At 61.0% G+C, this 20,307-nt stretch carries 16 protein-coding genes; 10 read left to right on the top strand and 6 right to left on the bottom strand.

Translation table 11 applies throughout. The features are described from left to right. Positions 1-152 precede the first annotated feature (152 nt). A complete protein-coding gene (locus OK411_RS20315; protein ID WP_186567789.1) occupies positions 153-1,112 on the top strand; it encodes a DMT family transporter in 960 nt (319 codons plus the stop codon). A gap of 108 nt (positions 1,113-1,220) precedes the next feature. Here OK411_RS20315 and OK411_RS20310 read toward each other — a convergent pair whose 3' ends face one another. Continuing rightward, on the bottom strand, positions 1,221-2,615 hold the full coding sequence (locus OK411_RS20310; RefSeq protein ID WP_056788329.1) for a class II fumarate hydratase: 1,395 nt from the start codon (positions 2,613-2,615) through the stop codon (positions 1,221-1,223). 191 nt (positions 2,616-2,806) lie between these two features. Here OK411_RS20310 and OK411_RS20305 point away from each other — a divergent pair, with 191 nt between their 5' ends. The 7 genes from OK411_RS20305 to OK411_RS20275 all read left to right on the top strand — a co-directional run bounded on the left by OK411_RS20305 (position 2,807) and on the right by OK411_RS20275 (position 10,759). Beyond that, positions 2,807-3,322: a DUF2059 domain-containing protein gene (locus OK411_RS20305; protein ID WP_016770936.1), complete on the top strand. Its 516-nt coding sequence runs from the start codon at positions 2,807-2,809 to the stop codon at positions 3,320-3,322. 12 nt (positions 3,323-3,334) lie between these two features. Continuing rightward, positions 3,335-3,634: a BolA family protein gene (locus tag OK411_RS20300; RefSeq protein WP_016770935.1), complete on the top strand. Its 300-nt coding sequence runs from the start codon at positions 3,335-3,337 to the stop codon at positions 3,632-3,634. Between the two features lie 297 nt (positions 3,635-3,931). After that, positions 3,932-4,873: a rhodanese-related sulfurtransferase gene (locus tag OK411_RS20295; protein WP_264365598.1), complete on the top strand. Its 942-nt coding sequence runs from the start codon at positions 3,932-3,934 to the stop codon at positions 4,871-4,873. A gap of 35 nt (positions 4,874-4,908) precedes the next feature. Then, positions 4,909-5,511 (top strand): DsbA family protein, encoded by a 603-nt coding sequence (locus OK411_RS20290; protein WP_177433361.1) that lies wholly within the window; start codon positions 4,909-4,911, stop codon positions 5,509-5,511. Beyond that, complete coding sequence (locus OK411_RS20285) at positions 5,504-7,321, top strand: ABC transporter ATP-binding protein (RefSeq protein WP_264365597.1); 1,818 nt, start codon at positions 5,504-5,506, stop codon at positions 7,319-7,321. Before OK411_RS20290 ends, OK411_RS20285 begins: the two co-directional genes overlap by 8 nt. Before the next feature lie 137 nt (positions 7,322-7,458). Then, on the top strand, positions 7,459-9,918 hold the full coding sequence (locus tag OK411_RS20280) for an EAL domain-containing protein (RefSeq protein ID WP_024013879.1): 2,460 nt from the start codon (positions 7,459-7,461) through the stop codon (positions 9,916-9,918). Between the two features lie 79 nt (positions 9,919-9,997). Further along, positions 9,998-10,759: a TenA family transcriptional regulator gene (locus tag OK411_RS20275; RefSeq protein ID WP_404822179.1), complete on the top strand. Its 762-nt coding sequence runs from the start codon at positions 9,998-10,000 to the stop codon at positions 10,757-10,759. A gap of 103 nt (positions 10,760-10,862) precedes the next feature. On the opposite strand, the gene OK411_RS20270 is transcribed toward OK411_RS20275, so the two are convergent. The 5 genes from OK411_RS20270 to OK411_RS20250 all read right to left on the bottom strand — a co-directional run bounded on the left by OK411_RS20270 (position 10,863) and on the right by OK411_RS20250 (position 15,843). Further along, entirely contained in the window at positions 10,863-11,789 is a 927-nt protein-coding gene (locus OK411_RS20270) for a GGDEF domain-containing protein (protein WP_123443575.1), read from the bottom strand. 362 nt (positions 11,790-12,151) lie between these two features. Next, the gene (locus tag OK411_RS20265) at positions 12,152-12,892 is read right to left on the bottom strand and encodes a YciK family oxidoreductase (protein ID WP_264365596.1); all 741 of its coding nucleotides are present in this window, start codon (positions 12,890-12,892) and stop codon (positions 12,152-12,154) included. Positions 12,893-13,075: 183 nt separating this feature from the next. Further along, positions 13,076-13,747, bottom strand: a complete 672-nt coding sequence (gene mupP / locus OK411_RS20260; protein ID WP_073472346.1) for an N-acetylmuramic acid 6-phosphate phosphatase MupP — start codon at positions 13,745-13,747, stop codon at positions 13,076-13,078. A 4-nt stretch (positions 13,748-13,751) separates the two neighbouring features. Then, positions 13,752-14,450, bottom strand: a complete 699-nt coding sequence (ubiG, locus tag OK411_RS20255) for a bifunctional 2-polyprenyl-6-hydroxyphenol methylase/3-demethylubiquinol 3-O-methyltransferase UbiG (RefSeq protein ID WP_024013875.1) — start codon at positions 14,448-14,450, stop codon at positions 13,752-13,754. A gap of 58 nt (positions 14,451-14,508) precedes the next feature. Beyond that, positions 14,509-15,843 carry a TRZ/ATZ family hydrolase gene (locus OK411_RS20250; protein ID WP_024013874.1) on the bottom strand — a complete coding sequence of 445 codons (1,335 nt, stop codon included), beginning with the start codon at positions 15,841-15,843 and terminating at the stop codon, positions 14,509-14,511. Between the two features lie 108 nt (positions 15,844-15,951). Between OK411_RS20250 and mtnA the strand changes: the two genes are divergently transcribed. Both mtnA and gyrA read left to right on the top strand, forming a co-directional pair. Continuing rightward, positions 15,952-17,028, top strand: coding sequence for an S-methyl-5-thioribose-1-phosphate isomerase (mtnA, locus tag OK411_RS20245; protein WP_110646027.1), 1,077 nt, complete (start codon positions 15,952-15,954; stop codon positions 17,026-17,028). 423 nt (positions 17,029-17,451) lie between these two features. Then, complete coding sequence (gene gyrA, locus OK411_RS20240) at positions 17,452-20,106, top strand: DNA gyrase subunit A (protein ID WP_110646028.1); 2,655 nt, start codon at positions 17,452-17,454, stop codon at positions 20,104-20,106. Positions 20,107-20,307: the final 201 nt, after the last annotated feature.

Below are 20,307 nucleotides of genomic sequence, written 5' to 3'. Positions count from 1 at the left end.
TGGCGCGCCTGCCCGGCCGATCAACGGCGGCGCGCCGGTTTACTGCTGCGACCTGCACAGTTTCATTCGCGGCCTGCCGGTAACTGTCCCTGTGTTGTGCGCAGCCGGACGCCTAGAATGAGTGCTCTTGTCAGCAGGCTTTTGGGGTTCGCATGCACATTTCATCGGGGCGCTGGGTGTACGGACTGTTCCTGGCGCTGCTGACCGCGTTTCTGTGGGGCATCCTGCCGATCAAGCTCAAACAGGTATTGCAGGTGATGGACCCGGTCACGGTGACCTGGTTTCGCCTGATGGTGTCCGGTGGCTGCCTGTTCATCTATCTGGCGTCGGTCAAGCGCCTGCCAAGTCGCAAGGTGCTAGGGCCCAAGGGTGGCTGGCTGGTGCTGATGGCGGTACTGGGGCTGGTCGGCAATTACGTGCTGTACCTGATGGGCCTCAACCTGCTCAGCCCCGGCACTGCGCAATTGGTGGTGCAAATGGGTCCGATCATGCTGCTGATCGCCAGTCTGTTCGTGTTCAAGGAGCGCTTCAGCATCGGCCAGGGCATCGGCTTGCTGGTGTTGCTGATCGGCTTTGGCCTGTTCTTCAATCAGCGCCTGGCCGAGCTGCTGACTTCGCTGTCCGACTACACCGCCGGCGTGCTCTTGGTGCTGCTGGCGTCGACGGTCTGGACCTTCTATGCGCTGGGCCAGAAGCAATTGCTGACGGTGTGGAATTCGTTGCAGGTGATGATGGTGATCTATCTGTTCTGCGGGCTATTGCTGACGCCGTGGGTGCATCCGCTTGAAGCGCTGAACCTGAGCCCGTTGCAGGGCTGGCTGCTATTGGCGTGCTGCATGAACACCTTGATCGCCTACGGCGCATTCGCCGAAGCGCTGGCGCACTGGGAAGCATCGCGGGTCAGCGCAACATTGGCAATCACGCCGCTGGTGACGTTTGTGGCGGTGGCGATTGCGGCGCGGATCTGGCCGGACTACGTGCATGCCGAGCAGATCAATGCGCTGGGCTATGGCGGGGCGGTGCTGGTGGTGCTGGGTTCGGCGCTGGTGGCGTTGGGGCCGTCGTTGATTGCCGGGCTCAGGGCGCGGCGGGCCAGGGTTGTGCCAGGCTGACGATCGGCGGCGCCTGAATTCGCGAGCAGGCTCGCTCCCACTTTGCAATGCAATTTTCCTGTGGGAGCGAGCCTGCTCGCGAAGACGGATTTTCAGGCGCTAAATGACTCAGCCCTTGGCGCCAGCCTCGATCATGTTCTCCGGCCGCACCCAGGCATCGAACTCTTCATCAGTCAGATAACCCAGCTGCAACGCCGCCTCACGCAAAGTCAGCCCTTCGCTGTAAGCCTTCTTGGCGATCTCCGCCGACTTGTCATAACCGATGTGCGGGTTCAGCGCGGTCACCAGCATCAATCCACGTTCCAGATGCCTGGCCATGACCTCCGCATCCGGTTCGAGCCCGGCGATGCAGTGCTGCTGGAAGTTGCTGCAGCCATCACCAAGCAGACGGATCGATTGCAGCAGGTTGTGGATGATCACCGGTTTGAACACGTTCAGCTGCAAGTGCCCCTGACTGGCGGCAAAACCGATCGCCACGTCATTGCCGAGCACCTGACAGGCGAGCATCGACAGCGCTTCGCATTGGGTCGGGTTGACCTTGCCGGGCATGATCGAGCTGCCGGGTTCGTTGGCCGGCAGCTTCACTTCAGCGAAACCTGCGCGAGGACCTGAGCCCAGCAGACGCAGGTCGTTGGCGATCTTCATCAAGGCCACGGCGAGGGTTTTCAGCGCGCCGGACAGTGTTACCAGCGGTTCATGACCGGCCAGTGCAGCGAACTTGTTCGGCGCGGTGACGAACGGCAGACCGGACAGTGCTGCGAGTTCAGCGGCAATCGCCTCACCGAAGCCGTGCGGTGAATTCAAACCGGTACCAACGGCGGTGCCGCCCTGAGCCAGTTCGCAGACTGCCGGCAGCGCGGCACGAATCGCGCGCTCGGCGTAATCCAGTTGCGCGATGAAGCCGGACAGTTCCTGACCGAAGGTGATCGGCGTCGCGTCCATCATGTGCGTGCGCCCGGTCTTCACCAGTTTCATATGCCGCGCCGCCAGCTCAGCGAGGCCGCCGGACAGCTCGGCAATCGCCGGCAGCAGTTGTTCCTGCACCGCTTTGGCGGTGGCAATGCTCATGGCGGTGGGGAAGCAGTCGTTGGAACTTTGCGAGCGGTTGACGTGATCGTTCGGGTGCACCGGCGACTTGCCGCCGCGCGGGTTGCCGGCCAGTTCGTTGGCGCGACCGGCGATCACTTCGTTGACGTTCATGTTGCTCTGGGTGCCGCTGCCGGTCTGCCAGACCACCAGCGGGAACTGCTCGTCATGCTCGCCGGCGAGCACTTCATCGGCGGCCTGTTCGATCAGGCGGGCGATGTCGGCAGGCAGGTCGCCGTTGCGGTCGTTGACCCGTGCGGCGGCTTTCTTGATCAGCGCCAGGGCGTGCAGCACCGGTAGCGGCATGCGTTCCTGACCAATGGCGAAGTTGATCAGCGAGCGTTGCGTCTGAGCACCCCAGTAAGCGTCGTCCGGGACCTCGATCTGGCCCAGGCTGTCGGTTTCGATACGGCTCATCGTGCACACTCCTGTTGGTCTGTTGGCGCAATTTAGGCCGGCGTCGGCCCGGGTGGTTCCATCGGCTCGATTGTTGACCGCAAAACCCCGCCAATCAAGCGCGGCAAGGGCCGGGGGTTGAGCCACAGCGATTGTTAGGCGCAGAATGGTCGCCCTTGGGGTTCGACCTCGCTTTGCTTAAAGGAAACTCGATGACTCGTCTTCGCGCCATCTGTACCGCGGTTGCACTGGTTTGCGCCAGCGGCCAGGTGCTTGCCGATACCGCCAGCCACAACGCCAGTGCCGAAGCTTTCCTGACGCTGGCTCACGCTGACAAGCTGGGTACCCCGGTGTACATGCAAGTGCAGCAAATGTTCGCCCAGCGCTTTGAACAGACCAAAGCGCCTGAGTCGAAGAAAGCCGTGCTCGAAACCTATCAGGCCAAGGCCAACGCTGCGCTGGACCAGGCCATTGGCTGGAACAAGCTCAAGCCCGACATGGTCAAGCTCTACACCAGCAACTTCAGCGAATCCGAGCTCAAGGATCTGGTTGCCTTCTACCAGTCGCCACTGGGCAAAAAGGTCCTGGAAAAAATGCCGCAGCTGACCCAGCAATCGGCACAGATGACCCAGGGCAAACTGGAAAGCGCGGTGCCAGTGGTCAACAAGCTGCTCGACGACATGACCAAAGAGCTGACCCCGGCCGCGGCGCCAGCCAAGAAGAAGTAAGCGGAGTTCGTGATGACCATGCAACAACGCATCGAATCGACGCTGGCCCTGTTGCAGCCTGAGCACCTGCAAGTGCTGGACGAAAGCCACATGCACAGTCGCGGGTCACAGACCCACTACAAGGCGGTGGTGGTCAGCGCGCAGTTCGAAGGCCTGAACCGGGTCAAGCGCCACCAGAAAGTCTACGGCACGCTCGGCGAGCTGATGGGCGAGTTCCATGCGTTGGCGCTGCACACCTACACCCCTCAGGAATGGGCAGAGATCGACGGCGCCCCGGCGTCGCCGACCTGTGCTGGCGGTAGCAAGCACTGATTTTGGATGTGGCGGGATTTTTGTGGTGAGGGGATTTATCCCCGTTCGGCTGCGCAGCAGTCGTAAACCCTGTAACCACGGTCCTGGCAGAAGGAGCGGGGCTGAATGGGTTTAGGGTTGCTTCGCCACCCAACGGGGATAAATCCCCTCGCCACAGGTTTTGTGTTGTCACAGAAGACTGAGTAAATCCAAAACACATCATGTTTTTGCTAGAATCCGCAACGCGCCGCTTAGCCGGCGCGTTTTTTTTTGAATCCGGTTCACCCTTTGCGAGGGTAGCCACCTGGAGAAATACCCATGACACAACCGATTGTCGTGGCGGCACTGTACAAGTTCGTCACCCTCGAAGATTACGTTGACCTGCGCGAGCCACTGCTGCAAGCGATGGTCGACAACGGCATCAAAGGCACTCTGCTGATCGCCGAAGAAGGCATCAACGGCACGGTTTCCGGCAGCCGCGAAGGCATCGACGGCCTGCTCGCCTGGCTCAAGAATGACGCACGCATGGTCGACATCGACCACAAGGAATCGTACTGCGACGAGCAGCCGTTCTATCGCACCAAGGTCAAGCTGAAGAAAGAGATCGTCACCCTCGGCGTTGAAGGCGTTGACCCGAACAAGAAGGTCGGCACCTACGTCGAACCGCAGGACTGGAACGCGCTGATCAGCGACCCGGAAGTGCTGCTGATCGACACGCGCAACGATTACGAAGTGTCGATCGGCACCTTCGAAGGCGCCATCGATCCGAAAACCACCAGTTTTCGCGAGTTTCCCGACTACATCAAAGAACACTTCGACCCGGCCGTGCACAAGAAGGTCGCGATGTTCTGCACCGGCGGCATTCGCTGCGAGAAAGCCTCGAGCTACATGCTCGGCGAGGGCTTCGAAGAGGTTTACCACCTCAAGGGCGGCATCCTGAAGTACCTCGAAGAGGTGCCGCAGGAAGAAACCAAATGGCGCGGCGACTGCTTCGTCTTCGACAACCGCGTCACCGTGCGTCACGACCTGACGGAAGGCGACTACGATCAATGTCATGCCTGCCGCACGCCGGTCAGCGTTGAAGATCGCGCCTCCGAGCACTACGTCGCCGGCATCAGTTGCCCGCATTGCTGGGACAAGCTCAGCGAGAAGACCCGGCGCAGCGCCATCGATCGGCAAAAGCAGATCGAACTGGCCAAGGCGCGCAACCAGCCGCACCCGATCGGCTACAACTATAAGCAAGCATCCACCGAGGCTTAACCATGTCTGCGCGCCTGCTCTATGTGATGGATCCGATGTGTTCATGGTGCTGGGGGTTTGCTCCGGTGGCCAAGGCACTGGTCGAGCAGGCGCAGGCAGCCGGGGTCGAGCTGCATCTGGTGGTTGGCGGTCTGCGCACCGGCAGCGGTTCGGCGCTGGAGCCGACCACGCGGCGCTACATCCTTGAGCACTGGCAAGCGGTCACCGAGGCCACCGGCCAGCCGTTCAAGTTCGATGGCGCGTTGCCCGACGGTTTTGTCTACGACACCGAGCCTGCCTGTCGCGCGATTGTCACCGCGCGCAGTCTGGCGCCGGATTGCGCGTGGACACTGGTCGGGATGATCCAGCAGGCGTTTTACGCCGAAGGTCGCGATGTCACCCAGGCCAGCGTGCTGGTCGAACTGGCGGAGCAGGCCGGCGTGCCGCGTATCGAATTCGCCGCGTTGTTCGATCATGCCGATCAGCACAAGGCGACCCAGGCCGATTTCACCTGGGTACAGGATCTGGGCATCGCCGGTTTTCCGACCCTGCTGGCCGAGCGCAACGGGCAACTGGCGCTGCTGACCAATGGCTATCAACCGCTCAGCGAGCTGTCGCCATTGCTCGGCCGCTGGCTGGAGCGCGCGGCCTGTGTCTGACCGTGCCGATGACACGCCAGCCGTAGAGCGTGTCGACCGGCTGAGCTGGGCTGAAGTCCGGCGTCTGGCACTGCATCACAAGAAATCCCTGTGGATCGCCAACGGCGTGGCCGTGCTGGCGACGCTGTGCAGCGTGCCGATTCCCTTGCTGCTGCCGTTGCTGGTCGACGAAGTGCTGCTCGGCCACGGCGATGCCGCGCTGAAAGTCATGAACCACTTTCTGCCGAGCATGTGGCAGCAGGCGGCGGGTTATATCGGTCTGATGCTGGTGGTGACCCTGACCTTGCGTTGCAGCGCCCTGTGTTTTGGCGTGTTGCAGTCGCGATTGTTCGCGCGCCTGGCCAAGGACATCGTCTACCGCATTCGCGTGCGCCTGATCGAGCGGCTCAAGCGCATTTCCCTCGGCGAATACGAAAGCCTCGGCAGCGGCACGGTGACCACGCATTTGGTCACCGATCTGGATACCCTCGACAAATTCGTCGGCGAAACCCTCAGCCGCTTCCTCGTCGCGATGCTGACCCTGGTCGGCACCGCCAGCATTCTGATGTGGATGCACTGGAAGCTGGCGCTGCTGATCCTGCTGTTCAACCCGTTGGTGATCTACGCCACGGTGCAGCTGGGCAAGCGGGTCAAGCACCTGAAGAAACTGGAAAACGACAGCACCTCGCGCTTCACCCAGGCACTGAGCGAAACCCTCGATGCGATTCAGGAAGTGCGCGCCGGCAACCGTCAGGGCTATTTCCTCGGACGCCTCGGTGTGCGCGCGCAGGAAGTGCGCAACTACGCAGTCAACTCGCAGTGGAAAACCGACGCCTCGAACCGCGCCAGTGGTTTGCTGTTCCAGTTCGGCATTGACATCTTCCGCGCGGCGGCGATGCTCACCGTGCTGTTTTCCGACCTGTCGATCGGGCAGATGCTCGCGGTGTTCAGTTACCTGTGGTTCATGATCGGCCCGGTCGAACAGCTGCTCAATCTGCAATACGCCTACTACGCAGCGGGCGGTGCGCTGACGCGGATCAATGAACTGCTGGCGCGTGCCGACGAGCCGCAGTATCCCGGCGGCATCGATCCGTTCAAGGGGCGCGACACCGTCGGCATCGAGGTGCAAGGCCTGAGTTTCGGTTATGGCGACGAGTTGGTGCTGGACCAGATGAACCTGTCGATCCTGCCCGGCGAAAAAGTCGCGATCGTCGGCGCCAGCGGCGGCGGCAAAAGCACCTTGGTGCAATTGCTGTTGGGCCTGTACACGCCAGCGGCCGGGACCATCCGCTTTGGCGGATCGACCCAGCAGGAGATCGGTCTGGAGGCGGTGCGCGAGAACGTTGCGGTGGTGCTGCAGCATCCGGCGCTGTTCAACGACAGCGTGCGCGCCAATCTGACCATGGGCCGCATGCGCAGCGACGAAGCCTGCTGGCAGGCGCTGGAAATCGCGCAAATGGCCGCGACCATCCGTGCGCTGCCCGCTGGCCTCGACAGCATCGTCGGTCGCTCCGGCGTGCGTTTGTCCGGCGGTCAGCGCCAGCGTCTGGCGATTGCGCGGATGATTCTCGCCGAGCCGAAAGTGGTGATTCTCGACGAAGCCACTTCGGCCCTGGATGCCGCCACCGAGTACAACCTGCACCAGGCGATGGCGAAGTTTCTCCATGGCCGCACCACGCTGATCATTGCCCATCGCCTGTCGGCGGTGAAGCAGGCCGACCGCGTGCTGGTGTTTGACGGCGGGCAGATCGCCGAGGACGGCGACCATCGCCAGCTGATCGCCGACGGCGGTCTGTACGCCAAGCTCTACGGCAACTTGCAACAGCACTGATCGAAACCCTCGCCGACCTGTCAGAGGTTCTGCGCGCGGTGTAACGCCGCGCCTTGCCTTGAACGAGAACCCCACCTAGTCTCGTCATAGCGAATTCGCCCGGAAGGCGAGCGGGCAGTGCTCATGCAAGGACTCTCATGAAGCAAAAGCAGACTCTGGGAACACCACGGTTGTTGGGTATCGTCTGGCCCTTTATTGCTGTCGTGGTGTTCCAGGCATTACTGGGGGGCGTGAGCCTTTACGTGCTTTCGGCCGTGCGTGGCTACGTAGCTGGCGAAAGCCTGTGGTCCAAGGGCCAGAAAGATGCCATCTATTACCTCAATCTCTACGCCGACAGTCGTGACGAGGCGATCTATCGCAAATACCTGACGGCGATCGCCGTGCCCCAGGGCGGGCACCAATTGCGCCTGGCGCTGGATCGTCAGCCGCCGGATCTGCAAGCGGCGCGCGAAGGCATTCTCAAGGGTGGCAATCATCCAGACGATGTCTCCAGCGTCATCTGGCTGTACCTCAATTTCCGCCACTACAGTTATCTGGAAACCGCGATCGATCGCTGGACGATTGGCGATGCCTATCTCGACCGACTGCACGAAGTCGCGCAGGAGATGCACCAAGGCATTGCGCAGAACCAGGCCAGCCCCGGCGATGTGCAGCGCTGGAAGTTACAGATCTTCGCCATCAACGATGCAGTCACCCCAGCGGCCAGGGCTTTCAGCGATGCCTTGGGCGAAGGCTCGCGGGTGATCATGCGCCTGCTGCTGTTCACCAACTTGGCCACCGCGCTGGGTCTGATCGCGCTGGCGCTGTGGCGCACGCACAAACTGCTCAAGCAGCGCCATGAGTTTGCCCAGGCGCTGCAACTGGAAAAGGATCGCGCGCATATCACGCTGCAGTCGATTGGCGATGGCGTGATCACCACCGACGTCAACGGCGCGATCGATTACATGAACCCGGCCGCCGAGGCCATGACGCACTGGAAGGCCGAGCAGGCGGCAGGGCTGCCGTTGTCGGCGCTGTTCAACCTGCTTGACGATAACGCCCAGACCGAAGGGCTGACGTTGATCGAGCACATTCTCAGCGGCCAGCTCAGCGGCGGCAGCGAACATTCCAAGCTGATCCAGCGTCTGGACGGCAGCACCCTGTCGGTGACCCTGGTCGGCGCGCCGATCCGCAATGCCGGCAACGTCAGCGGCACGGTGCTGGTGCTGCACGACATGACCCAAGAGCGGCAGTACATCGCCAATCTGTCCTGGCAGGCGACCCACGATGCCCTGACCGGGCTGGCCAACCGCCGCGAATTCGAATATCGCCTCGAACAGGCCTTGCACAAACTGACGCGCCAGCCCGGGCGGCATGCACTGATGTTCCTCGATCTGGACCAGTTCAAACTGGTCAACGACACCTGTGGTCATGCGGCGGGCGATGAGTTGCTGCGGCATATCTGCACGCTGTTGCAATCAGACTTGCGCGAGGGCGATACCCTGGCGCGACTGGGCGGCGACGAATTCGGGATTTTGCTCGAGAACTGCCCGCCGGACATCGCCGAGAAGATTGCCGAAAGCCTGCGCCAGACCGTGCAGAACCTGCATTTTGTCTGGAAGGGGCGGCCGTTCCTGACCACCGTCAGTATCGGCCTGGTGCATATCGCGCAGAATCCCACCAGCCTTGAGGCCTCGTTGCGTGCGGCGGACATGGCTTGCTACATGGCCAAGGAAAAGGGCCGCAACCGCGTGCAGGTCTACCATGCCGATGATTCCGAACTGTCCATGCGCTTCGGTGAAATGGCCTGGGTACAGCGCCTGCATATGGCGCTGGAAGAAAATCGCTTCTGCCTTTATGCCCAGCAGATCGCACCGCTCAAGCCGCAACCCGGCCAGGCCGGACACATCGAAATCCTCCTGCGTTTGCATGATGAATCCGGGCGGATGATTTTGCCTGACAGCTTTATTCCGGCAGCGGAGCGATATGGTTTGATGACCCAGTTAGATCGCTGGGTAGTTGAAAATGTTTTCAAGGTTATTGCCCAGTGTATTGAACAGGAACATGAACTTCCTTTGGCAATGTGTGCGATTAATCTGTCAGGCATTACTATAGGAGATGACGCGTTTTTGCACTTCCTGCGGGAACAGTTTGTTAACTACGCTATACCGCCTGAAATGATTTGTTTTGAAATTACTGAAACCAGTGCAATCGCAAATCTTGGCAGCGCAATTCGTTTTATCAATGAACTCAAAGGCTTAGGTTGTCACTTTTCTCTGGATGACTTTTGTGCCGGAATGTCTTCATTCGCTTACTTGAAACATTTGCCTGTAGACTTCCTGAAGATCGACGGGAGTTTCGTTAAGGATATGCTGGACGACCCGATTAATCGGGCAATGGTCGAAGTGATCAATCACATTGGCCATGTTATGGGTAAGCAGACAATTGCCGAGTTTGTTGAAACTAACCAGATCGAACAGGCATTGCTTGAAATAGGTGTGGATTACGCTCAGGGGTATGTCATCGAGCGCCCGCAGTTATTTACCTGTGACAGTTTGCAAAGTCGCCCTGCCAGACCGCAGCCGTTGTTGTTCAAAGCGCCTGGCACGTTCCGTTGAAGTCTCTCGCCGATCCTTGCCATCACAACTCAAAAGGAGCCGAACAGTGATCGACACATTCAACCGAACCGGACCCCTCATGGAAGCTGCAAGTTATCCTGCCTGGGCGCAACAGCTCATCAAGGATTGCAGCGAGAGCAAGCGCCGGGTTGTCGAACATGAACTTTATCAGCGCATGCGTGACAACAAGCTCAGCGCGAAAACCATGCGCCAGTACCTGATCGGTGGCTGGCCGGTGGTCGAGCAGTTTGCCTTGTACATGGCGCAGAACCTGACCAAGACCCGCTTTGCCCGCCATCCCGGCGAAGACATGGCGCGGCGCTGGCTGATGCGCAACATCCGCGTCGAACTCAACCATGCCGACTACTGGATGCACTGGAGCCGCGCCCATGGCGTCAGTCTCGAAGACCTCCAGGCCCAGCAAGTGCCGCCGGAGCTGCACGCTTTGAGTCACTGGTGCTGGCACACCAGCTCGGCGGATTCGCTGATCGTGGCGATTGCCGCGACCAACTATGCGATCGAGGGGGCGACCGGGGAGTGGTCAGCGGTGGTCTGCTCGACCGGGGTCTACGCCGCGGCGTTCCCGGAAGAGGACCGCAAGCGCGCGATGAAGTGGTTGAAGATGCATGCCCAGTACGACGATGCCCACCCGTGGGAAGCGCTGGAAATCATCTGCACCCTCGCCGGCATGAACCCGAGCAAGGCGTTGCAGGCCGAGCTGCGGCAGGCGATCTGCAAGAGTTATGACTACATGTACCTCTTTCTGGAGCGGTGCATGCAGTTGGAGACTTCGGAGCGCTTGCTGGTCAACCGCGAGCGCCGGACCGTAACCGAAAGCTGATTGAACTGTGGGAGCGAGCCTGCTCGCGAAAGCGGTGGGTCATGCAACGAATCGTTGTCTGACCCTCCCTCTTCGCGAGCCGGCTCGCTCCCACAATTGTTTTTCAGCCAGCCATCGCCAGCCGGTTCCGCCCCTCGCGCTTTGCGACATAGAGCGCACTGTCGGCGCGGCGCAGCAAGCTGTCGGCCGACTCGCCCGGCAACAACGTCGAGCAGCCCAGGCTCACGGTGATCTCGATCAACTGGCCATCGGCAAAATATTCCTCTGACTGCGTCGCCTGGCGCAAACGCTCGCCGACCATCGCTGCCGCTTCGCGACCGGTGTTGGACAGCAGGATCAGAAACTCTTCGCCGCCGTAACGGAACACCATGTCGACATTGCGCAGTTGCGCCTTGATCGACGCGGCAATAGCTCTGAGCACCTCATCACCGGCGCCATGCCCGTGGTCATCGTTGACCCGTTTGAAGTGGTCGATGTCGAGCATCAGTACCGACAGCGGTTGCGCATGGCGGCGCGACATGTCGATCTCGCGCTGCAAGGTCTGCTCCATGGCCACCCGGTTGCCGGCACCGGTCAACGGGTCGCGCAAGGCACTTTGCGTCGCAGCGCGGTAGAGCAGGGCGTTGCGCATCGGGTATAGCAGGCAGGACAGCAGCGACTCGAGGTCGCCCTGTTCCTTGTCGTTGAAGCGTTGATTACGGCGGAAGACCAACTCGCCCATGTGCTCGCCTTCGTGGCTGAGGGTGTAGCTGAGCGAGTGGTGGCCGCGCGCGCCGAACTCCAGGCGCAAGTCGCTGGCCTGATGCACATAGCTCAGGGCGTCCAGTGGCACCAGGCGTTGGATTTCGCGGAAGAACAGGCCAAGGATGCGCTGAGGCTCCAGGCTGGTTTGCAGTTGCAGGCTCATTTGCTGACGCAGTTGCGCCAGGCTGGTCGGGCGCTCGATCAGCGCCGGTAGTTGACCGAAGCCCAGGCGCTGCAATTTGGCACTGTCAAAGTCAATTGCATGGGTCTGGGAAGGAGATTTCATATGGCGTGAGCCCCTAAGCAGTAAGTCTGTCTTACAGGCTGGGTGAGAGCGGCTATGGGCTGCGCGTCGTACTGATCCATCAGTCCCGTAGGACGTTTGGCGTAAGTTTAGTCTGCCGCAAGACGATCAGTCAGCTATCGAAATCGGCGTCTGCCCCATGGCCATCACACGGCATGTTTTGAGGGAATTTAGAGCGAAACCCGTGCCATTCGGTTCGATTTAAATTAAAGCTTTTCGAATCAATGACTTGCTGACAGATGCCGGGCCGCCGCGCTGGGTTATTGGCGGCTTTGTGACGGTTATGAGCGGCAATGGCTTGCCGCGACAGCATTCTGCCGCGGCAACAAATGCGACGTATGGCGTTATTGGGCGTTGAAAGCCTGGCCATTGACGCCCGCGCTGTCCGGGCCCATCAGGTACAGATACACCGGCATGATCTCTTCCGGTGTCGGGTTGTTCAGCGGATTCTCCCCCGGATAAGCCTGCGCGCGCATGCTGGTGCGCGTACCGCCCGGGTTGATGCTGTTGGAGCGTACCGGCGCAACGCCTTCGACTTCATCGGCCAGGGTTTGCATCAGGCCTTCGGTGGCAAATTTCGACACACCGTAAGCGCCCCAGTACGCGCGACCCTTGCGCCCGACGCTGCTGGAGGTGAACACCACCGAAGCATCCTGGGACAGCTTGAGCAGCGGCAGCAGGGTGCTGGTCAGCATGAACATCGCGTTGACGTTGACCTGCATGACACGCATGAAGTTTTCGCCGGAGAGTTGTTCGATCGGCGTGCGCGGGCCGATGATCGAAGCGTTGTGCAGCAGGCCGTCGAGATGGCCGAACTCGGTTTCGATCATCGCCGCCAGCTCATCATATTGATGGGGCAGGGCGGTCTCGAGGTTGAACGGGATCACCGCTGGTTGCGGGTGGCCGGCAGCCTCGATTTCGTCGTAGACCTCGGTCAGATTGGCTTCGGTCTTGCCCAGCAGCAACACGGTGGCACCGTGGGCGGCATAGGTTTTCGCCGCAGCCGCGCCGATGCCACGGCCGGCACCCGTGACCAGAATGACCCGATTCTTGAGCAATTCAGGGCGAGCGGTGTAATCAAACATAAAAACCTCACAATCCATTTGATGAAGACCTGCTTCACCCCTGTGGCGAGGGGATTTATCCCCGTTCGGCGGCGAAACCGTCGCAAAACCTGTGTGTCACATCGCCTGGATAAAAGCGGGGGCCGCTTCGCAGCCCAGCGGGGATAAATCCCCTCGCCACACAGGGAGCTTGCAGCAGTCAGGTCAGCAGCTGCACAGCGCGCTGTCGAGCACTTTGCGCAACTCCAGCGGGTGGTCCACTACCACGTCCGCGCCCCAGTGCCGTGGGTTGTCGTCCGGGTGGATGTAGCCGTAAGTCACCGCAGCGGTTTTGGTGCCGGCATCGCGGCCCGATTCGATATCGCGCAGATCATCGCCGATAAACAGCACTGTCGACGGATCCAGATCAAGCATCTTGCAGGCGAGGATCAGCGGCTCCGGGTCCGGCTTGCTGTTCTTCACATGATCCGGGCAGATCAGCAGCGCCGAACGCTCGGCCAGCCCCAGACGCTGCATGATCGGCTCGGCGAAGCGCACCGGTTTGTTGGTGACCACGCCCCAGATCAGGTTGGCTTTTTCGATATCGGCGAGCAGTTCGCCCATGCCGTCGAACAGTTTGCTGTGCACTGCGCAACCGACCAGATAGCGCTCGAGAAACTCCTGGCGCAATTCCTCGAAGCCCGGCGATTCCGGATCCATCGAAAACGTTACCGCGACCATGGCCTTTGCCCCGCCGGAAATCTCGTCGCGGATGTGCTTGTCGTTGATCGGCGGCAAACCGCGATCGGCGCGCATCGCCTGGCAGATGGCGATGAAGTCCGGCGCGGTGTCGAGCAGGGTGCCGTCCATGTCGAAAAGTACCGCTCTGATGGCCATCGGCTTATTCCTCGCGCAGGGTCTGGATCATGTAGTTGACGTCAACGTCGTTGGCCAGCTTGTAGTGCTTGGTCAGCGGGTTGTAGGTCAGGCCGATGATGTCCTTGACGGTCAGGCCAGCCATGCGGCTCCACGCGCCGAGCTCGGATGGGCGGATGAATTTCTTGAAGTCGTGGGTGCCGCGCGGCAGCAGCTTCATGATGTATTCGGCGCCGATGATCGCGAACAGATACGCCTTCGGGTTGCGGTTGATGGTCGAGAAGAATACCTGGCCGCCCGGCTTGACCATGCGGAAGCAGGCACGGATTACCGAGGATGGATCCGGCACGTGCTCGAGCATTTCCAGGCAGGTGACCACGTCGAACTGCTCGGGCATTTCGTCGGCGAGGGCTTCGGCGGTGATCTGCCGGTATTCGACGCTGACCCCGGATTCCAGCTGATGCAGTTGCGCGACCGCCAGCGGCGCTTCGCCCATGTCGATGCCCATCACCGTGGCGCCGCGCTGGGCCATGGCTTCGCTGAGGATGCCGCCGCCGCAGCCGACGTCGAGGACTTTCTTGCCGGCCAGATTGACCCGCTCGTCGATCCAGTTGACCCGCAGCGGGTTGATGTCGTGCAGCGGCTTGAATTCGCTTTCACGGTCCCACCAGCGATGGGCCAGGGCCTCGAATTTGGCGATTTCGGCGTGGTCGACGTTGCTCATGTTCAATTCCTCGAAAAACCTGAAAAGGACTGTAGCCGCGGATATAGCGCCGCGGTGTTTACGATTCGGTGTGGCCGCTGATGCGCTGGCCCCAGTGGCGGGCGGTCGCGCCGAGCTGTTGTTCGTCCATGCGGGTCAGGCGCCGGTCGTCGAGCAGTTGCTTGCCGGCAACCCACAGGTGTTTCACGCAATCACGCCCGGTGGCATAAATCAGCTGCGACACTGGGTCATACACTGGTTGCTGCGCCAGACCGGACAGGTCGAAAGCGACGATGTCTGCGGCTTTGCCGATCTCCAGCGAGCCGACCTGCGCCTCGATCCCCAGCGCGCGGGCGCCATTGAGAGTGGCCATGCGCAAGGCGCGGTGGGCGTCCAGCGCGGTGGCGGAACCGGCGACGGCTTTGGCCAGCAGGGCGGCGGTGCGGGTTTCGCCGAGCAGATCCAGATCATTGTTGCTCGCCGCGCCATCGGTGCCGACGGCAACGTTCACCCCAGCCTGCCACAAACGTTCGACCGGGCAGAAGCCGCTGGCCAGTTTCAGATTGGATTCCGGGCAGTGGATCACGCTGCTGTTGCTTTCTACCAGCAGCGCGAGGTCTTCATCGCTGATCTGGGTCATGTGCACCGCCTGGAAGCGCGGGCCGAGCAGGCCAAGGCGACCCAGGCGCGCCAGTGGCCGTTCGCCGGTCTGCTCGACGGCCTGCTGCACTTCGAACGCGGTTTCATGCACATGCATGTGGATCGAGGCGTCCAGCTCCTCGGCGATTACCCTGATTTTCTCCAGGTTCTCATCACCGACGGTGTAGGGTGCATGCGGGCCGAAGGTGATCTTGATGCGCTCGTGATGCTTGAGATCGCCGAACAATTCGACGCCCTGACGAATGGCTTCGTCGGCACTGCTGGCGCCGGGGATCGGGAAATCGAGGATCGGAATGGCGATCTGCGCGCGGATACCGCTGTTGTGTACGCGCTCGCTGGCGACTTTCGGGAAGAAATACATGTCAGAGAAGCAGGTGATGCCGCCCTTGATCTGCTCGGCGATGGCCAGATCGGTGCCGTCGCGGACGAAGTCCTCATCGACCCATTTGCCTTCGGCCGGCCAGATATGATTTTCCAGCCAGGTCATCAGCGGCAGATCGTCGGCCAGGCCACGGAACAGCGTCATCGCCGCGTGGCCGTGGGCATTGATCAGTCCCGGCGCCAACAGAACATCCGGCAATTCACGGATTTCTGTCGCGTTACACTTCAACGCTTCGGCGCGCGGGCCGATAAATACGATGCAACCGTCACGGATGCCCAGGCCGTGCTCCTTGAGCACCACGCCTGCCGGTTCGACGGGGACCAGCCAGGTCGGCAGCAATAACAGGTCGAGCGCAATGGCAGGTTTCGGCATCGAGGGTCGGTTCCAGTGCTTTTGTAAAGGATGGCGAAGTATACCCGAGCGTCTTCGCGGGGGGATCGCTATAATCGGCGGCTTTTGTTCATGAGTGCGGGGTGTGGGATGCGCGATCGACTGTTGGCTGCGGAGAAAGTAAAGGCCATCGATTGGCGTGATGGCGCGCTGCACCTGCTGGATCAGCGTATTTTGCCGTTCGAGGAAACCTGGATCGCCTACACCAGCGCCGCTGGCGTGGCCGAAGCGATTCGCTCGATGGTCGTGCGCGGCGCGCCGGCTATTGGCATCAGTGCGGCTTATGGCATCGTCCTCGCGGCGCGGGCGCGGATTGCCGAGGGCGGCGACTGGTACGCGGCGCTGGAAGAGGATTTCGCGCTGTTGGCCGATTCGCGTCCGACCGCGGTCAATCTGTTCTGGGCGCTGGGCCGCATGCACGATCGCCTGGATCGTTTGAAAAGCAAAGCCGATCCGCTGGCGGCGTTGGAAGCCGAGGCCATCGCCATTCACCAAAGCGACCGCGAGGCCAACCTGACCATGGCGCAGCTTGGTGTCGATCTGATTCGCAAGCATCAGGGCAACGCTCAAGCCATCCTGACCCACTGTAATACCGGCGCGCTGGCCACCGGCGGGTTCGGTACTGCGCTGGGGGTGATCCGCGCTGCTTATATAGAAGGCATGGTCGAGCGCGTTTACGCCGACGAAACCCGGCCATGGTTGCAGGGCTCGCGGCTGACCGCGTGGGAGCTGGCCAACGAAGGCATCCCGGTGACCCTGAACGCCGACTCCGCCGCCGCGCACATCATGAAAACCAAAGGCGTGACCTGGGTGATCGTCGGCGCTGACCGCATCACCGCCAATGGCGACGTGGCGAACAAGATCGGCACCTATCAACTGGCGGTGAATGCCATGCACCACGGCGTGCGCTTCATGGTCGTGGCGCCGAGTTCGACCATCGACATGAATCTGGCCAGCGGCGATGACATCCCGATCGAAGAGCGTGATGGCGCCGAACTGCTCGAAGTCGGCGGTAAACGCGTCGGTGCCGATGTTGAAGCGTTCAACCCGGTGTTTGATGTCACCCCGGCGGATCTGATTGATGCGATCGTCACCGAAAAAGGCATCGTTGAACGCCCGGATACCGCGAAAATGGCCCAGCTGATGTGTCGCAAGCGCCTGCATTGAAGGTCTTTAGCGTCTGAGCGGGCCCCATCGCTGGCAAGCCAGCTCCCACAGGTTTTGTGCCCGGCATTGAACCTATGGGAGCTGGCTTGCCAGCGATGAGGGCCTGAATGTCAATAAACAACTGTAAATCTGCCCCAGATTTCACATTCAAAGAAGCTCAGAGCTTCTGTCGTCCCCCTCAAGCCTGTCATCGGTCAACTAACTATGCTCCATGCGCATCTGGGGGATAGGTGCGTGGCGGCCTTTGTGATAACATCCGGCGTTTTCCGAGGCGGCTCCACGGAGCTGTCTTTACTGCGCAAATCCGCGATCCAATGTTGATTTGTCGTAAGTCGGCGCATGGCACTCGGCCGGCCCCGACGAGCTTCGTTGCTCCCACAAGGATATGACGAAGTTTCACCAGAAAAAGGAATCAGGCTTCTCATGGGCGAACTGGCCAAAGAAATCCTCCCGGTCAATATCGAAGACGAGCTGAAACAGTCCTACCTCGACTACGCAATGAGCGTGATCGTCGGCCGTGCACTGCCGGATGCGCGCGATGGCCTCAAGCCCGTGCACCGTCGCGTACTGTTCGCGATGAGCGAGCTGGGCAACGACTACAACAAGCCGTACAAGAAATCTGCCCGTGTCGTCGGCGACGTGATCGGTAAGTATCACCCGCACGGTGACACTGCCGTGTACGACACCATCGTTCGTATGGCCCAGCCTTTCTCCCTGCGCTACCTGCTGGTCGACGGCCAGGGCAACTTCGGTTCGGTCGACGGCGACAACGCTGCGGCCATGCGATACACCGAAGTGCGCATGACCAAGCTGGCGCACGAGCTGCTGGCTGACCTGCACAAGGAAACCGTGGACTGGGTGCCGAACTACGACGGCACCGAACTGATCCCGGCAGTCATGCCGACCCGCGTACCGAACCTGCTGGTCAACGGTTCCAGCGGTATCGCCGTGGGCATGGCGACCAACATTCCGCCGCACAACCTCGGTGAAGTCATCGACGGTTGCCTGGCCCTCATCGACAACCCCGAGCTGACCGTCGATGAGCTGATGCAATACATTCCCGGTCCGGACTTCCCGACGGCTGCGATCATCAACGGTCGCGCCGGCATCATCGAAGCCTACCGCACCGGTCGCGGGCGCATTTACATGCGTGCCCGCTCGATCATCGAAGACATCGACAAGGTGGGTGGCCGTCAGCAGATCGTCATCACCGAACTGCCTTACCAGCTGAACAAGGCGCGTCTGATCGAGAAGATCGCCGAGCTGGTCAAAGAGAAGAAACTCGAAGGCATCACCGAGCTGCGCGACGAGTCCGACAAGGACGGTATGCGTGTCGTGATCGAGCTGCGTCGCGGCGAAGTGCCTGAGGTGATCCTCAACAACCTCTACGCCCAGACCCAGCTGCAATCGGTGTTCGGTATCAACATCGTCGCGCTGATCGACGGCCGCCCGCGCATCCTCAACCTCAAGGATCTGCTGGAAGCCTTCGTCCGTCACCGTCGCGAAGTGGTTACCCGTCGTACCGTGTTCGAACTGCGCAAGGCGCGCGAGCGCGGGCACATTCTCGAAGGTCAGGCCGTTGCCCTGTCGAACATCGATCCGGTCATCGCCCTGATCAAAGCTTCGCCAACGCCGTCGGAAGCCAAGGAAGCGCTGATCAGCACGCCTTGGGAATCTTCCGCCGTGGTGGCGATGGTTGAACGCGCTGGTGCCGATTCGTGCCGTCCGGAAAACCTCGATCCGCAATATGGCCTGCGCGAAGGCAAGTACTTCCTCTCGCCAGAACAGGCGCAAGCCATTCTCGAACTGCGCCTGCACCGTCTGACCGGTCTGGAGCACGAGAAGCTGCTGGCCGAGTATCAAGAGATCCTCAACCAGATCGGCGAGCTGATCCGCATCCTCAACAGCGCTGTGCGCCTGATGGAAGTGATCCGCGAAGAGCTGGAAGTGATCCGCGCCGAATACGGCGACGTGCGCCGCACCGAAATCCTCGATGCCCGTCTCGACCTGACCCTGGGTGACATGATCCCGGAAGAAGAGCGCGTCGTGACCATCTCTCACGGTGGCTACGCCAAGACCCAGCCGCTGGCTGCGTACCAGGCTCAGCGTCGTGGCGGCAAAGGCAAATCGGCTACCGGCGTCAAGGACGAGGACTACATCGCTCACCTGCTGGTTGCCAACAGCCACACCACGCTGCTGCTGTTCTCCAGCAAGGGCAAGGTGTACTGGCTCAAGACCTACGAGATTCCGGAAGCATCCCGCGCGGCCCGTGGTCGTCCGCTGGTCAATCTGCTGCCGCTGGATGACGGTGAATACATCACCACCATGCTGCCGGTCGAGGAATACACCGAAGGTCACTACATCTTCATGGCCACCGCCAACGGCACCGTGAAGAAGACCCCGCTGGAATCCTTCAGCCGTCAGCGCAGCGTCGGTCTGATCGCGCTGGAGCTGGACGAAGGCGACGTGCTGATCTCCGCGGCCATCACCGATGGCGAGCGCGAAGTGATGCTGTTCTCCGACGGCGGCAAGGTCACCCGCTTCAAAGAGTCCGACGTGCGTGCCATGGGCCGTACCGCTCGCGGCGTGCGCGGCATGCGTCTGCCGGAAGGGCAGAAGCTGATTTCCATGCTGATCCCGGAAGAAGGCAGCCAGATCCTCACCGCTTCCGAGCGTGGTTATGGCAAGCGCACCGCGATCACCGAGTTCCCTGAGTACAAGCGTGGCGGCCAGGGCGTGATCGCCATGGTCAGCAACGAGCGTAACGGCCGTCTGGTCGGCGCAGTTCAGGTGCTCGACGGCGAAGAAATCATGCTGATCTCCGATCAGGGCACCCTGGTGCGTACCCGTGTCGACGAAGTGTCGAGCCTGGGACGTAATACTCAGGGCGTGACGCTGATCAAGCTGGCCAAGGATGAAACCCTGGTCGGCCTGGAGCGGGTTCAGGAGCCTTCGGAAATCGAAGGCGAAGAGCTCGAAGGTGAAGAGGGCGAGGAAATCGCAGGCAGCGTCGGTATCGACGAGGCCGCAGACGACCAGCAACTCGACGCCGCAGCAGACGAAGAACCGCAGGAATAAGCGGACAAACGAGGGGGCGGATGAGAATTCGCCCCCTTGTTATTTGTCCGGTATGAATTTTCGACATCATGGAGATCCCCTGTGGGAGCGAGCCTGCTCGCGAAAGCAGGCGCTGCGGTACCTCTGAAGCACCGCGGTGATGCATTCGCGAGCAGGCTCGCTCCCACAGGACCATGTTGATCGGTAGTGTGATTTATTGCG

The organism is Pseudomonas sp. RG1 (assembly GCF_025910115.1).
In the GTDB taxonomy this organism is placed as follows: Bacteria; Pseudomonadota; Gammaproteobacteria; order Pseudomonadales; family Pseudomonadaceae; genus Aquipseudomonas; species Aquipseudomonas atacamensis.
Note: the sequence above shows the minus strand (reverse complement) of the source record. Positions and strands in the feature narration are given on the sequence as shown.